The organism is Polyangiaceae bacterium, from assembly GCA_020633205.1.
Classification (GTDB): domain Bacteria; phylum Myxococcota_A; class Polyangia; order Polyangiales; family Polyangiaceae; genus JAHBVY01.
In genome coordinates this window covers 1,036,098-1,051,759 of record JACKEB010000011.1, presented here as the reverse complement: position 1 = coordinate 1,051,759, position 15,662 = coordinate 1,036,098, and the positions used below count along the sequence as shown (strand labels likewise).

The window sequence follows — 15,662 nt, the reverse complement described above, 5'->3', positions numbered from 1 at the left end:
GGCACTGCGAGCGACAGCACCCATCAGCCAGCGAGACCTGCGCCGCGCGGACGAAGCGATGTGGCCGTGGACGCCTTTCGCGGGCTCGTGGTGGTGATGATGTTCGCGGTTCACGCGAGGCGCATCCAGACCGGGCGGGGCAACGGAGCGCTAGAGCATGCAGCCGACGCCGCGCTGCGTTTCCTGATGCGCGTGGAGCCCTACATCGCCGCGTCGTTCCTCTACTTGGTCGGCTTCAGCTTGGTGCTGTCCTGGTCGGCAGCGGAAGCCCGAGCACCGTCAGCACAGCGGCCGTTGCTGGCCCGGCGCTGGCGTGCGCGCATGTTCAAGCGAGCGGGCTGGCTGTACGCGCTGAGTATCGGACTCTGCTTGCCCCAGTTCGGCTTGCAGTTTCCAGCGACGTTCGTTTCCTCGGGGATTCTGTCCGTGATCGCGTTGGCGATCGTCTGCTGCACGGCTCTCTTGACCTTTTCGGGGGGGAGGCGCCTTGCTTGGCCCTTGTGTGCACTGGTGCTGCTGGTCACGAGCGCGCTGCACTTCGCGGGTGTCGGTGTTTCCGGCATCAACGCCGGCCCGGGCGGAACGTTTCCGCTATTAGCAGCATCACTCTTGGGCATGTTGAGCGGGCCTGCGCCGACAGACTCTTCGCCGCGACCAGCAGGCGGGTCGCCGCTGGAAGCAGCTCAGCTACGTTCACCTTGGACGCTCCTGTGTTTGGCCATCGCGGGCTTCGAGCTGTTCCGCGGCGGCTGGAGTGCGCCGTGGACCGACACCTTCAGTAGTCACTATCGAGACTATGGTCCGCTCGCCGCTGGGTATTGGTTGGAGCACGGTCCTGTTCTACCCACCAGCTGGGTCGCCGCTGGCTTCTGGAACCACACGTCGCTTGGGTTAGTCGGCTGCGTGTTGGCCATTTGGTTCACACATCAACTACTCCACGCGCTGTTCAATCCATCCCACGGCCGAAAAGCACGCATCGAATACAAACCGTTCATCCTGTGCGCGCTTGGTGAACATGCGTTGCTCGCCTACATCGCGCACCTGATCGCACTTGGCCTGGTGGAAATGTTCGATGCGACAACCGACATGGTAGTCGCGCCTACCACGAGTATCGGAACGTGGATCGTGGTCGCCGCGCTGGTTTTGCTGAGTCTGTTGCTCGCATCGCTGGTGAAGCGGGTGTTTCGGCGTAGACTGAGCAGTAGTCCACCATGACCCAAATCGGAGAAGCAGTAGAACTCGAAGACGTCGAGCGCGCAGCTCGCGTGCTGATCACCAGTTGCCTTACGTTGAGTCCAGAACAGGACTTGGTGGTGATCAGCGATCACGCCGTGCCCAACGTCGCCGAAGCTATCGCACGCGTCGCGCGCAACCTCGGATGCCGCGTGATTTGGTTCCGCCTTGCGGAGCACGGCGTGCGGCCGTTCAAGCTGCTCCCCAATGCGTTGCAGAGTGCCCTCGCAGAGGCCCATGCCAGTGTGTTCGTCGCGAGCGCTCCGCACAACGAGCTCGGGATGCGTCAGCACTTGCTGCACTTGGTGAAGCAGCACGGCCTGAAGCACGCGCACATGCCGAGCATCAGCTCGTTGGCTTTCTCGCGTGGTCTACGCTTGGACTACCGAGAGGTGGAAAGCGCAGGCCGCCGTGTTCTGGACAAACTCAACGGCGTCAGGGCGCTCCAAGTCACGTCGCCAGCGGGCACCAACTTGGAGGTCCTACTGCCTCCCCGGGCCCGTTGGTTCCCGCAGCTTGGTGTGCTCGAGCCGGGTCGCTGGGGCAACCTCCCCGCGGGGGCTCTGTACGCCAGCCCTGAGCACGTGAGCGGCCGCTTGGTCGCGAATGCAAGCGTGGGAGAGTACTTCGGCGCTCGCCATGGGCTGCTGCAAGACACTCCGGTTCACCTGGTGCTCGAGCAAGGTCGAGTCACGCGCCTCACCTGTCCGGCGGCGCCCGAGCTGCAGCGCGACATGGTGCGCATGCTGGCGTGCTCAGAGAACTCGAGCCGAGTCGGCCTGATCTGCATCGGGGTCAACCCGAGTATCCACACGGCAACAGGCGAGGCGCTGGTCGACCAGAACCTGCCGGGCTTGCACCTTTCGATTGGCGACCCAGCTGCCAAGGTAACCGGCGCCGGATGGAGTGCGCCGACGGCGTTCGCTGCGTGCCAAGCCTTCTCCAGCGTGCTGACCGAAGGTATGCCGCTGATCGAACGTGGACAGCTGCTTACACCGAACTAGTGTCCTGCCTCCGTAAAGCTCTCCGCTCGTTTAGGGGATGGGTGCGCGCGCGCTGAGATCAGTTCTTCGCGAGCGGGTACTCGCTCATGCCGCGACTCGCGAGGTCTTCGAGCACCTCAGCCGAAAGGGGCTTGTCGAGCACCAACACTCGATTTGCCGCGAGGTAACTTCGGACGCGGTCGGTGAACGCTCCGCCGCTGCAGAAATGGACGCGGGAAAGATACTCTGGGAGTTCGGCTCGCACGCGTTCGCGGAACTCGACGCCATCCACAGCGGGCATCATCAAGTCGCAGAGCACCAGATCGACGTCCGGGTCTGTCCTTAGCCGCTTCAGAGCTTCCTCCCCCCCTGGCGCGGTCAACACGTCGAACCGCCGCTTGAGCAGGCGCTCCTGAGATTTGAGCAGCAAGGGCTCGTCATCGACCAGCAACACCTTCAGGCGTCGCGTGGGTTGGACCGGCGCACATCCAGATGCTGGGCTCACCTTGAGTCCTGTCTCGATCGGCACGCGGATGCGAAAGCAAGCACCACGCTCCGTCTCCACGAGCTGAATGCCGCCGCCGTGAGCCCGCATGATCTCGGCGCATAGCGAGAGGCCGAGCCCAGTACCGCGGTCAGGCGTCTTGGTGGTGACGAAGGGTTGAAACAACTGGTCGCGGATCTGCTGCGGTACCCCTGGCCCGTTGTCGCGAACCTCGATCGCGATTTCGCGGCGTTCCAGTCGGCTCGTCACGGTCACTTGCGCTTCGTCAGCGGCGACGGTCCGCTCGACCGCGTGGGCGGCATTGATGAGCAGGTTGACCAGAACCTGAGTCAATTTCCCTTCGGAACCAGCGACTCGAGGAAGTGGCCGCAAATCGAGGCGCAAGGCGGCGCGGTGGCGCAGCTCATTCGTTGCAAGCTTGGCGGCGACCCGCACGACCTCATTCAGATCCACCCAGGTGGCCTCTTGCTGGTCGAGGCGACTGAACGACTTGAGATCGCGAGTCGTGGCCAGGATGCGCTGGATACCGTCCAACGAATCCATGACCATCGGCATGAACTCGTCACGCCACGGTTCCGTTGGCGCGGCGCCCTCCAGCAACGCGCGCAGCGCTTGCAAGTTCGTCACGACGTAGGCTGCCGGGTTGTTGATCTCATGCGCGATGCTCGCCGCCATTTGTCCAATGGTCGCGAGCCGGTCCGCATGAAGCAATCGAGCCTGTGCGGAGGTAAGCTCCTCGTTCTTGCGCTCCAGCTCCTCCTGGTAACGCACGCTCTCACTGACATCGCGGAACACATCGACCATGCGCTTGCCGTTCAGAGTCTCGTACACGGTGATGGTGTACTCACCCCAGAATACCTCGCCGCTCTTGCGCCGCATGAGCAGCCGGCCCGCAGCGCGCCCTTCAGCGTGAAGCCGCGCGGATACGGCGTCTACCTGTTCCGCTTGGGAAGGATCCTGAAGCATGCGACCCGTGAATTGGGCTAGCTCCTCTCGAGAGTAGCCGAACAGCTCGCAAGCGGCGTCGTTCGCGTAGAGGCACAGCGCGGAGTCCCAATCGAACACCATGATCGCCTCCCGCGTCGTATCCAGCAGCGCGCGATAGCTCGCCTCCGAGGCGACCAAGCGCTGCTGGATGGATTCGAGCTCTCGATTGACGGAGATGACGAAATCGTAGGACTCGAGCGCCTCACGGGTCGCAATGTAGAAGAGGCGTTCCCCCAGGGAATCATCGCAGCGCGCCTTCACGCGGGTGACGATCGTCTCGCCGCTCTTGGTTCGGTGGTGTCCCTCGAGGTCGACTACCTCTCCGTCCGCCATCAAACGCCAAATTTGCCGGACTTTTGCCTCGTCCAGGCCGACCTCGATGTCGAACACCCTGAGCTGCATCAGCTCCGCCTGGGTGTATCCGAGCACCGAGCAGAAGCGCTGGTTCACGTAGCGCAGCACACCTTCGGTGTCGTGCACCATCAAGCCCTCGGAGGCGTGCTCCAGGAGCGCGGTCAGCTGCTCGACTTTTGTCTCCCCCAAGACGAGCCTCGTTGGTTCGGTGTTTGGAGCGTGTTCGCGCACCAGCGCGCTGCGTGCTCGACTTAATCTAACCGATGAACCAGGCGCAGTACCACCGGCCAGCGCACGTCATCTCGCGCCTGGCGCGGATCGTACCCGTAGCCAATTGCGTCCATGCGTTCAGCGGAGATCCTCTGCTTGTGGAAAAGGTAGCCAAAGATCGCATCCGCCCGCGCTTGGGCCTGGAGCATCTCCCGACGCAGGCTTTGCGTGTTCGTACCTGGGTCCTGACTGGAATACACTTCGACGCGCAGCATCTGCCACCCAGGGTGGGCGCGCATCGCAGCGGCGACCTGGTCGAGTTCCCTGCGGCTTTCGCCGGGTGGAAATGCGTAGCGCGGATGGTACGCGAGACTGACTGAAACACGCAGCAAGTCGCTTCCACAAGCTGGCGCTGGCGGCGGTGGCTCGACGCACTCCGCCGCCGGAACGTTCGACGCACTCGCCGTCGGCGGAGCCGTTGGCTGCTCTGGTGTTGGGGTTGGGGGATCGGGTGCAAACACTCCCACCGCCTCGCGCTCGACCTTCGGTTGTAAGGGCGCAGCCGAGCAAGCCAGCAGCAACCAAGCAAGGCTCGCGGAAATCACCCGAAGAGCCAAAGCCAGCGTCGGTGGATCATTCTGAGCTGAGTGCATTCGAGTCGACATGGCACCGCGTTGCGGAGCGACTTCCCCCAACCTGCTCTGCCGAGCCCGTTCCCCACGCTGCCGGCTTTCTGTTAGCGTCTCTCCCTCCGGAGGTCGAGCAATGAGCTCAGAAGGTGGTGGAATGCTGCGTCGTTTGTTGGTGCTGGCCGTCTCTTTGATGCTGACCAGCTTCGCGCTGAACGCGAGTGCCGTTGGGTCCGTGCAGTGGAAGAACACGCACCCCAAGGAAGTCGGAACTGGATCGTGGCATTTGGAGGTCACCGTCAGCCTGCCGAAGGCACCCGACGTGGCCCACATCCCAGTCAAGTTCGAGTTCCAGCAGAAGGTGTACTACGAGCGCAACCTGCTGGACGGCAAAGATGGCCCGCAGCTGCGCAAGGTACCGATCCAGAACAAGCAGGCGCAGATCGAGAGCGTCACCATCGGCTTCTTGGATCCGGGCAAGGGCACGATTCAAAAGCGCACCCGCTTCACCTTCAAGATCACCCGCGGCCACGGCTACGAAGCGGGCGAGTACACCGTCACCCTGCGCGACGGCAGCACGGGTCAGACCATCGGGCGCCCCACCAAGCTCGTCCTCGAAGGCGAGAACCCCGTCGTCGACCGCCGCTCCATCTCCTTCGTCGATCAAGCCGACAAGAAGAAGAAGGAGCAGATGAAGGGCGTCGACAAGGACGGCAACATCAAGGACGGCGACGAAAAGGACGCGACCAAGACGGGTGACCCCGCTCAAGACGACATGGACGTGGCCGATCCCGGCGTTGGCAAGAAGGACTGGGACCCGGTCTACGGCGCGCCCGTAGACGGCGATGCACCGCCGCTGAAAGAGGACGCCGATGGTCCCCAGCCCATCAAGGAGAAGCCCGGTGGTTGCGGTTGCAGCGTTCCCGGCAGCCAGCGTGGTGTTCCAGTGAGCGGGCTGTTGTTCGCAGCTGGTCTGGTGTTGGCCCTTACTCGTCGACGTCGGAGCTGAACCAAGATGCCGAAGCTGAGGGGGGCCCTGACCGCGGCAGCGTTCACAGTCGGTCTGACGTCCGTCTGCTCTAACGCAGACGCGAAAACACCACGCGATTACTTCCTGAACCCGCCGCCTGCCGGCACGGATCTACTGCTCGACGGCTACACCGTCGGCGCCCAACTCAGCCTGGAGAACCGCGCTCACCTCGAAGAAGGCATGAGCATGCTCTACAGTCGGGTGAGCGGTATCTTCAGCTACCCATACAAGGAAGCCAGCGCAAACCTCGACGTACGCGTGTTCTTGTTCACGCTAGGCGGTTCCGCGGGGATTCGTGACGTACACCGCGACCACACGTTGATTCCTGGACAAGACTTCAACGGCGACGGGCTGTTCGATGACAAGGACGTCAACACCCGAGACGTCCGCAACGACCGCGAATCGGACAAGATCTACGGCTCCCAGACCTTCCCGTTCTGGGAGGGCCGGCTGCGCCTGGTGATCCCTCTCGAGTCATTCTTCTGGATGCACACCGGGACGATCCGCGGGGAATACCGCAACGACAACTCGTTCGACTGGTTCCACGCGTTCCCCCACGACGGCGGCACGCTGTACCGCTACGACAGCACGTTCTTCTTCCGGCATCGCGACTTCGGCGCCGTAGGCCCGACGATTCGCTACATCGACACGCCCCGCGACGGCGGCCGCGACGATCGCTTCCAGTACGGATTGGTCTACGGATCGCGCCCAGGAATCATCAAGGGCACCGACCTCTTCCTACTCCAAACTTTGTTCCAGTTTGGCGACGACGAGTTCGGCCTCCACGCCTACCGTGTGCCGATGTATTTCCTCGCGGTTTATCGCGCCGCGCTACCGCTGTAAGCCCACAGCCGGGCCCAGCTCAAGCGCACCATTTCCGCGCGACAATTCATATCTAGATCCAAGCTGCTCCGCTAGCGGTATCAGGCCAAGCGTCCGCAACTCGCATTGGCAGCTGGCACAGGATGCCGCGTTCCCATATGAGAACGCGAGCAAAGTTCGCGATCGGGGACAGCGCTTGCGGGTGCACGTGCACGCCGCTAGAGCCTCGTTGTCGCGACCACCGCGACTCGATTTTCGGGCTCCCGTCCGACCGATCGTCCGCATCTGAATCCGCAGGGAGAAGGGCACTTAACTGCGGACCCAAAAAAGCGGGGCCAATCGGCTGGTTCAGACCCGAAAGTCGTGGAACCAAAACAAGAACGGAACACGCGAAAATGAACGGACTGCGAATGATGTCTCTGGCTGGGCTGATGTGTGCACTGTCGGCCTGCGTTGCCGATGCAGGTGAGGAATACGACGACTCGAGTGTCAGCGAGACGTCTGACGAATTGGAAAACGGCGACGTTCTGGTGCCCAGCTCCATCGAGCTGGTCGCCGATGTGGAGGGCCGCGAAGAGGTGGTGCACACGCCAAACGGGTTGGTGTACTCGGCCACGCGCTCAGCGACGTCCGGTCAGACGACCGTGACGAATCGCAGCAACGCGACCGTCACTGTCCCGGTGATGGACATCACCGTTTACTGCCTAAACGAGCCGAATGTGTACCGCTCCGTCGTGAACCTCAAGCTTGCGCCCGGAGCGAGCCGCAGTCTTTCGTATGCCTGCAATGACCATCGCACGGTGCGGACTACCCATGTCGTGGCGTCCCTCGCCGGGATTCGCTCCAGCGGCACGTTCAACGGATATTCCACGACGACCGGGTCTCCCTACTCCGTAAGGATCGCTGATACTGAAGCAGATCTGCGATTTTCGGGAGTCGTCGTAGGGAATCAAGTGACGCTCGCAGGTCATCGCAAGGAGTCAGCCAGCCGCGGCAACTGGTACGTGACGTCCCTAACGAATCACAGCGACGTCACGCAGACTTTCCGGAGAGTACAGACGCAGGCGGTGTGCAATGGCGTGACCAAGTTCAAAACCTTGAACAACGTGACCGTAGCACCCGGTCAGGAAGTCACCGCCACAGTCAGCTGCAACAAGGAGCCCATGGGTCTCGCGGACTCTGTGCTCTACAATCGACTCTAGTCATCGAGAGAATTTGCCGCGGGGAATCGCTCCCCGCGGCAAAGCTGTCTCGACCGACTATGTCGGTACCGGAACAGCCCGCTTGTCGCGCGCCACGCTGCCGCTCGAACTCCAAGGTCTCTCCTTGGGGTAAGAGGCGCACCGTCGCCGTTGTTTCGAACCCGAGGCAATGGGCCAAAGCCCCGAGCCGTGTCCCAGAAACCTAAGGCAATGGGCCAAACGACTGAGTGAGTCAGTTAGTTCCGGGACTGGCGGGAGACAGGTTCCACAGCCAGTTGTCGAGCAGCACGAGGGAGTCGTAGAACGCGTCGCTGGTGTCCCAGATCGCGATCCGCAGCTCCATGACCTCGCCAGGCACTACGTTGCCTGCGGTGGTCAACCAGCCCGTACCACCACCAGCCAGATCGCTGGAGTTGGGCGGCGTTCCACAGCCACCATCCACTACGTCGAAGCCGGTACCCGTCAGCAGGTTCGGTCCGGAGATGCAGCTCGCCATTCCAGCTACGCCACTCTCGCAACCTGTGGGGCCAGCGTCGCAGACGCTGAACAGGTTCGTACCAGTGGAGAGGTTCACCCCGATGGGGAAGCGCTGAAAACTTGGCGCGATGTACACCGCCAGGTTCTTGTCAGCGGGGTTGCTGGTCGCCTTGGAGTCAACCAGGGCGACAACGAAGTCGTTGAACTCGCTGCACACGTACTCCGGAAACTCCGAGCTCAAGAACAGCTGATTGAAGCTGAATGACCGCGCGTTGCTGGGTACGCGCATGCGCAGCGTCAACATCACTGGGTCCATCGCTCTGTTTCCCTGCGGTTCCGGGCACCCGGGAGAGTTCGGCAGGCTGTTGCCGTTCGCGGCATACCAATCGGAGGGGAACTGGCTCTGCTTCTGGTTCTCGACGCCGGGCTGGAAGGGCTGAAACGCCGGAGCCGTGTCGTTCGGGTCCGCGGCGGCGCCCGTGCTGAGGACCGCGAAGCGCTGACCGCGGATGGGGAAGAGATTGTCCCCAAACTGCTCATGGATCGCACGGGCGCGTGGGTTCGGCGTGCCTGATCCGTTGGCCAAGGTGAGCTTAGCGCTGATCACGCCCCACTTGCGCTCCGGCAGGGGCATCGTCTCCTGAGTGAACTGACACAGGTCCATGGCGCGGGCGTAGTCGAGCGGCTCGGCCGAGTTGGTGTCGGTGACCGTCGGATCACAGGGAGGATCTACCTCGTCGAAGAGCCCGTCACAGTCGTCGTCAACGGCGTTGCCGATGTACTCGATGGCACCCGGGTTGACGAGCTCCGGAGTGGTACTGCAGCCACCCGCCTTGTCGCAGCAGTCGCCGTCCGCGACCAACCAGCCGTCGCCGTCGCAGTCCGTGGTCGCACTGTCGCAATTGCCACCCGAGCCGCCGCTACCGCTGCTACCGCTGCTGCCGCCGACACCCCCGTTGCCCGCGCTACCGCTGCTGCCCGCGTTGCCGCCGTTCCCAGCGCTCCCCGCGTTGCCACCGCTCCCGGCGCTGCCCGCGTTGCCGCCGTTGCCACCGTTGCCGCCATTCCCTGCGTTCCCCGCGGAACCGGCGTCGCCTGCAGAACCTGCATTACCGCCGTTCGCACCGGAGCCTGCGCTCCCACCGCTCGCCGCGGTGCCAGCACTTCCGCCGTTCACGGTGCCAGCGTTGCCGCCGTTGGGAGCGCCGCCGTTCGCGCTACCGCCAGTGGTGGAGCCACCAAAGTTGCCGGTTCCGCCGTTGGTCGAGCCAGCGGCCCCGCCGTTGCTCGGGACGCAGAAGCCATCCTGCAGCTCGGTTCCTGGACCACAATCAATCCCGTCCAGCCCCGGCTCGCTGCGTCCGCCTCCGCAAGCGGAGACCAGACCCAAGAGCAACCACCAACGCGTCTTCATCACCCACTCCGTTACGTCATCCGGCCGGGGGCTTGCAACTCGCAACGGATAGCCAGAGCGAGTGCCGAGTATTGGCGATTAGGGAATGCCGTTGCCGCGCATGGTGATCGGACGACGCTCGGTGTCATTCTCGAAACTCAGGATGACGACGTCTTCGTGTTCTCCCTGACGGCCCGGCGCGAACGCGATGCCGAAGGAGCGCGACGCGCCCTGGGGGATCGTGAGATCCGCCGAGACGATGAAGCTGAAGCCAGGAGAACCCATCAGCTGTCCCAAGCCGTAGAGCGATACGTCCTGGGCACACTCGTTCACCATCTCGACCTCATGTACGTCGAAGTCGCTGATGCTGACCGCACCGAAGTCCACCTCAGCGCGTGGTTTGATGGTGAGACAGTCCCCGAGGGGGGTGACGACGTTCTGTGCAACACCCACGCCGGTGATATCCAGCGGCTCAGAAATCCCCAGGTCGCTACGCGCCTGCAAGCGCAGGTCATCCCCAGCAATGCCAGGCAAATCGATGCTGAAACTGCCGTCATCTGCGACTGGAGCGTCTGCCCGCGTGTCAGCTGTTTCGAGATTGTAAATGCGGAGCTGGGCTGCGGTGCCAGTGACCGCGCCGGGCGTACCGGCGACGCGCAGACCGTCCGCGGTTGTCTCGATGGTGATGAGCGACTGCTGAAAGCCGGGCGTTGCCTCGGCTGGTGGTTCGGGCTGTGGACTGATGCTGCAACCCAACAGTGTCAGCGAAGCCGCTAGCCACCAGCCTGCCCAGCGAGTGGCCGGAGGGCGCGCGGTGGAGTTCGGCATGGCTGTCGCACCTTCGCAAGAACCGATCCCATCACGCGCCGCCGCCGCGCCTGCCCCAGCGCTCGACGCAACGCGCACCATCAACGCTGTTTTAGCGGTGTTGGCGGCGACTCCTGGTGATGGCGGACTGCTTCTCATGGCAACCAGCTCTGCTTCAAACTGTCTCAACCAGTATCATGGTGTATCATGGGATGCCAGTATGGACCCGCGTTATGAGACCCAACAGTCCCTGAGCAAAGGGGACATCGCCGAAGCCTGGTTGGCTATCGACCGTTTGTCCGGCGCAGAGGTGGTTCTCAAACAAGTCCGTCGAGCTGACCACGTGGACGTGTTGCGTAGGGAGTTTGAAGCCTTACGCGGTCTTGCGCACCCCAATCTGGTCGAAGTTCTCGACTTCGTTTTCAGCCCCCAGAGCGAGCGCCTGCCTTGCCTCGTCACCCGCTTCGTTCCGGGTGTCAGCTTGGTGGAGTTCGCGCGCAGCGCGCCGCTTAGCGAGAGCCTCGCCGTCGTGGCGGATGCGGTAGCTGCCCTCCACCAGCTTCATTCCGCAGGGATACGTCATGGCGACTTCAAGCCCGGGAACATCTTGGTCACCCCGGAAGGCCGCGGCGTTCTAATCGACCTGAGCTGCACATCGCTTCTCGGCGAGACCCTCAGCGAAGTTTCAGGCACCCCAGGCTACTTGGCACCTGAGTTCGCCCGAGGGCGCGCCGACCATCGCGCCGACTTCTACGCGGTTGGCATCAGCTTGAGGGATCTGGCGGAACTCCGAGGGGAAGCGCTACCTGAAGAGATGCGCAAGCTCGCCGAGCGGTTGACGCGCTCGGACCCGCGCACGCGCCCTGGGGACGCAGCTGAACTGCTCGAAGCCCTTGGACGTCAGTCGCTGGCCCCTCACCCGCTGCTCGTCCCCAAAACGCTGCTAGGCCGCGAGCGAGAGCTCTCGTTTCTAGAGCACTGGCTAGAGCAGCTCGTGAGCGGAGGAGCGAAGACGCGGAACCTGGTGCTCTCTGGCCCGCCTGGGAGTGGGCGCTCGCGATTGCTCCGAGAGTTCAAGTGGATCGCAGGGCAACGAGTGCAAGTGCTCGACACCTCCGGCAGCAGGCCCGGAGCGGTTTTTGAGCTGTTGGGGATCGCAAGCCGCCGACCACCGCCGCACACGCTGGCGGAAGTGCTGGGGCGCGTCGAGTCGCTCTCCAACGCAGACGCACCACTCCTGCTGTTGATGGACGACGCCAGCCGCCTCGCGCCATCCGATCGGCAGGCATGGCTGGCGCTGTGCCGAAGCCTGGAGCCGACGGCAGCCCTTGGCGTGGTCAGCGTCGAGAACTCCCCAATCAACAAGGTCGACCACGAGCCTAGCTTCGAGGAACTCACACTCGGCGCGCTTCCATCGCGCGCTGTGTTCAGCTGGCTCAAAGATCAGCTGCCACGCTCTCGAGTGGAGCGCGCGATACAGCTGACCGCCGGCTTGCCCGCTCAACTCGAGACCCTGGTCAGCCTGCTCGCAAGTGGTGCGCTGACGGAAGACGATCTCGCTCGAGGCGATTTGGACCTCTTGGGGAGTCAGGCCGAAGACCGCTTCCGAGGCTTATCGCCCGAGCAGCTGCGAACCCTCGCACTGGCGTCCCTCGCCCCAGAAGATGCGGGCAACCTCGACCCCCGAGCGCTGTCAGAACTCGTCCGCGCAGGGTTGCTGACCCGGCGGGGTAGTAACTACGAGCCACTGCATGGCTTTGCGGCACTCGCCCTAAAACATTGCCCCACGGAAATACAAAAGGCGATCCATCGCGAGATCGCGGGGCACAACCTAGAGCGCGTTGATAGCGCCGGTCAGGGAGCGGTAGCGGCGGCAGCCAAGCACCTGGCGGAGGCCGGTGACCTGGGGAGAGCCGCGGAGCTGGTGTCCCAGCACGAACAGGATGTCGTCAGGAACCCGAGCGAGTGGCTGCCAGCGGCGCAGGTGCTTGTGGGTAGCTCACCGAGCGCGCTGCGCGAGGTAGGCGCCAGTAGCCTGCTACGTGTGGAGCAGCTGCTGCGTAGCGCAGGGCGGCCGCGTGAAGCCCTCGCAATGACCGCGCGCCTGCTACGCATCCGCCCCGACGCTCGCCCCGAACTCCGTCTCCGCGCGGCAGCGGCGTTTCTGCAACTGGGCAATGTGAAACGCTGTGAGCGCTACCTCCGACTCATCGACGCCCACAAGGAACTAAGGCCGCAAGCGTTGGAGATCCTCACGCGTGCTCGCGTGCGGGCCGGGCAACACCAAGAGGCCGAGCGTCTGGCTCGCGAGGCACTCGAAGCCCTCGGCAAGAACGGAGATCCGCTGCTGGTCGCCAGCTTGGAGTCGACGCTTGGCGTTGCACTGAGTTACCTTGGGGAAACTACCGCGGCCGATGACATGCTAAAGCGCGCAGCTACTGCGTTCGCCCGCAGCGCGCGGCCCAAGGACCAACTGCGCGCAATTTCCTACCGCGCACTCAACGCCTATCGCGCCGGACGTACAGCTCAGGCCGCCACCGAGTATCGCCAGGTACTCGAGGTCGCAGAACAACACGGCTTGGGGGAGAACATCGCTAACGCCGCGCTCAACTACGGCGTGGCCTGTCACCAAGCGGGCGAGCTCGGCGCTGCCCTGGACTCCTATCAACGCGGCCTGCGCCTGGGGATTGCTCTGGGACAAGTGAGCGTAACCGTCGCACTCACTTTCAACCTCGCGAAGCTCTACACGGACGTGGGGGCGACAGACCGCGCCAGCCTGCACGTGAAGCAACTGGAGGCGCGCGCCAAGCAGCAACGACTGGAGTTTTGGGTAATCGCCGCGGCCACCCTGCGAGGCGAGCTCGCGCTGGCGCGCTCCGAGTTCGATGCCGCACGGCAAGCATTTGGCGAGGCATTGACTGGCTTCAGTCAGGCAGCCACCCGCCGCGAACAAGCAGAGGTGGAGCTGCACCTGGCCGAGACGGAACTTGCCGCATGGAGCGGGGGATTGGGTGAGGCGCCCCTCGGGGCCAGCGAAGTCCACCCAGCAGAAGCGCATATCGCGAAGGCGCGAGACCTGCTCCAGCCTCTGGACGCACCAGATGTGCTTGCCAAGCTGCATCTCTCCGAAGCGAAGCTCAGCCTGGCGCAGAGCGACGCGCGCGCGGCAACCACTCGCATCGAGCAAGTCCTGCCCACCATCCGCGAGGCAGGCCAGCTCGCGATGCTCGCAGAGGCCGAGAGCCTGCTCGCCCAAGCATGGGAGGCCGCGGGAGCGAGCACCCTCGCACAGCGCGCGCGCGAGTCTGCGCGCGAGAGTTGGGAGCGCGTCGCGGCGTCGCTTCCGCGCGGTTTACGCTCGACCTTCTGGGGTCACGGCTCCCGCAGTCGTATCGCCCCCCAAACGCGCCACGCCAGCGTGGAAGGCCGCGCGAGCAAGCTCGAGCGCCTGCTCGCAGTGAATCGCAAGCTCAACTCCTCGGTGACGACCCAGGAGGTGCTTGCGGTGGCCATCGACTCAGCGATTGAGCTCACGGGAGCCGAACGCGGCTTCGTGCTGCTCGCGGAGGGTGCGACGGCTGGTGGCGAGGCCAAGAAGTTCAGCGTCGTGGTGGCGCGCAATGTCGACCGTGAGCGCATCGGGCGCAGCCACCTGAAGTTCAGCCGTAGTATCGCCGAACAGGCGGTGAAGAGCGGGGAACCGGTGCTCACCGTGGACGCTTCCAGCGACCCCCGCTTCGTCTCGAACCAATCCGTGCACGCGATGCAGCTCAAGAGCGTTGTGTGCGTCCCGATTCGTTCCCCTGAGCGCACCCTGGGAGCTCTTTACCTCGACAACCGTTTCCGCCCGGCAAATTTCGATGAGGCCGACATGGGGCTGTTGCTTGCGTTCGCGGACCAAGTCGCGATCGCGTTGCGTAACGCACAGCTCCACGACGAGTTGCGACTCCAGGCAGACGCCCTGCTCAAACGCACCCAGGAACTCGAAGCTGAACGCGCTCGGGTGGCGGAGCTGGCTGAGGGTCAAGCGCGCGAAATCGATCGGCTGACCGACGAGGTGAAGAGCCGCCAGGCGGCGCTCGAGTCGCGCTACGACTACGGCCAAATCGTCGGCAAGAGTCCCGCGATGGAGCGCCTGTTCGCCAAGTTGGATCGGGTCATCGACACGAACGCCAGCGTCATCATCGAAGGCGAGAGTGGCACCGGTAAGGAGCTGGTCGCACGCGCGGTGCACTTCAACAGTCCGCGCAAGCAGGCGCCGTTCGTCGCCATCAACTGTTCGGCGGTGCCGGCCTCGCTCTTGGAGAGCGAGCTCTTCGGCCATGTGCGTGGCGCTTTCACCGGCGCCGACCGGGACCGAGAGGGACTCCTCGCAGCCGCCAAGGGCGGCACCGTATTCCTCGACGAGATCGGCGAGACGCCCCTGGAGATGCAAGCGAAGCTGCTGCGCGCGCTCGAAGATCACGAGGTGCGCCCCGTCGGGGCACAGCATAGCGTGAAGGTGGATTTCCGCCTGGTATGCGCCACGAACAGGCACCTACGGGACGAGGTCGCGGCAGGTCGTTTCCGCGAAGATCTGTTCTATCGCATCAGCGTAGTCGAGATTCAGCTGCCGGCGCTGCGGGACCGCGAAGGTGATGTGTTGCTCGTCGCGGAGCGCTTGCTCGAGCGGATCTGCGGCGATATCGATCGCGAGCCACCAGCACTCGGAAAGGACGCCGTCAAGGCGCTGCTCGGCTACAGCTGGCCGGGCAACGTGCGGGAGCTCGAGAACGTACTCACCAACGCCGTACTGCTCGGCGCGGGTGACCAGCTAAGGGCGGCCGACCTCCACCTGCCCGGAGGCAAGAAGAGCGAGCGCAAGGCCAAGAGCCGGCGCGAGTTCGAGGCGACGGAAGTGGACCGCATCTCCGAGGCACTGGCGCAACACCGCTGGAATGTCAGCGCGGTGTCCCGCGCACTGAAGATCCCGCGCGCAACCCTGTACCGCAAGCTCAAGCGCTACGGACTCACTCCCAGCGCTGGCTGAA

At 63.8% G+C, this 15,662-nt stretch carries 10 protein-coding genes; 6 read left to right on the top strand and 4 right to left on the bottom strand.

The features are described from left to right. Positions 1-66 precede the first annotated feature (66 nt). Both H6718_11165 and H6718_11160 read left to right on the top strand, forming a co-directional pair. Complete coding sequence (locus tag H6718_11165) at positions 67-1,215, top strand: DUF1624 domain-containing protein (protein ID MCB9585949.1); 1,149 nt, start codon at positions 67-69, stop codon at positions 1,213-1,215. Further along, positions 1,212-2,237, top strand: a complete 1,026-nt coding sequence (locus H6718_11160; GenBank protein MCB9585948.1) for an aminopeptidase — start codon at positions 1,212-1,214, stop codon at positions 2,235-2,237. The genes H6718_11165 and H6718_11160 overlap by 4 nt, the downstream gene beginning before the upstream one ends. Positions 2,238-2,295: 58 nt before the next feature. On the opposite strand, the gene H6718_11155 is transcribed toward H6718_11160, so the two are convergent. Both H6718_11155 and H6718_11150 read right to left on the bottom strand, forming a co-directional pair. Then, positions 2,296-4,251: a PAS domain S-box protein gene (locus H6718_11155; protein MCB9585947.1), complete on the bottom strand. Its 1,956-nt coding sequence runs from the start codon at positions 4,249-4,251 to the stop codon at positions 2,296-2,298. A 62-nt stretch (positions 4,252-4,313) separates the two neighbouring features. Next, positions 4,314-4,937 (bottom strand): hypothetical protein, encoded by a 624-nt coding sequence (locus tag H6718_11150; GenBank protein ID MCB9585946.1) that lies wholly within the window; start codon positions 4,935-4,937, stop codon positions 4,314-4,316. A 100-nt stretch (positions 4,938-5,037) separates the two neighbouring features. Here H6718_11150 and H6718_11145 point away from each other — a divergent pair, with 100 nt between their 5' ends. The 3 genes from H6718_11145 to H6718_11135 all read left to right on the top strand — a co-directional run bounded on the left by H6718_11145 (position 5,038) and on the right by H6718_11135 (position 7,955). Next, on the top strand, positions 5,038-5,910 hold the full coding sequence (locus tag H6718_11145; GenBank protein ID MCB9585945.1) for a hypothetical protein: 873 nt from the start codon (positions 5,038-5,040) through the stop codon (positions 5,908-5,910). A 6-nt stretch (positions 5,911-5,916) separates the two neighbouring features. Further along, positions 5,917-6,774 carry a hypothetical protein gene (locus H6718_11140; protein MCB9585944.1) on the top strand — a complete coding sequence of 286 codons (858 nt, stop codon included), beginning with the start codon at positions 5,917-5,919 and terminating at the stop codon, positions 6,772-6,774. A gap of 374 nt (positions 6,775-7,148) precedes the next feature. Next, the gene (locus tag H6718_11135; GenBank protein MCB9585943.1) at positions 7,149-7,955 is read left to right on the top strand and encodes a hypothetical protein; all 807 of its coding nucleotides are present in this window, start codon (positions 7,149-7,151) and stop codon (positions 7,953-7,955) included. 232 nt (positions 7,956-8,187) lie between these two features. On the opposite strand, the gene H6718_11130 is transcribed toward H6718_11135, so the two are convergent. Both H6718_11130 and H6718_11125 read right to left on the bottom strand, forming a co-directional pair. After that, positions 8,188-9,846, bottom strand: a complete 1,659-nt coding sequence (locus H6718_11130; protein MCB9585942.1) for a choice-of-anchor L domain-containing protein — start codon at positions 9,844-9,846, stop codon at positions 8,188-8,190. 78 nt (positions 9,847-9,924) lie between these two features. Then, positions 9,925-10,653 carry a hypothetical protein gene (locus H6718_11125; protein ID MCB9585941.1) on the bottom strand — a complete coding sequence of 243 codons (729 nt, stop codon included), beginning with the start codon at positions 10,651-10,653 and terminating at the stop codon, positions 9,925-9,927. Positions 10,654-10,852: 199 nt separating this feature from the next. Here H6718_11125 and H6718_11120 point away from each other — a divergent pair, with 199 nt between their 5' ends. Then, positions 10,853-15,661, top strand: a complete 4,809-nt coding sequence (locus H6718_11120) for a sigma 54-interacting transcriptional regulator (protein ID MCB9585940.1) — start codon at positions 10,853-10,855, stop codon at positions 15,659-15,661. Position 15,662 lies beyond the last annotated feature (1 nt).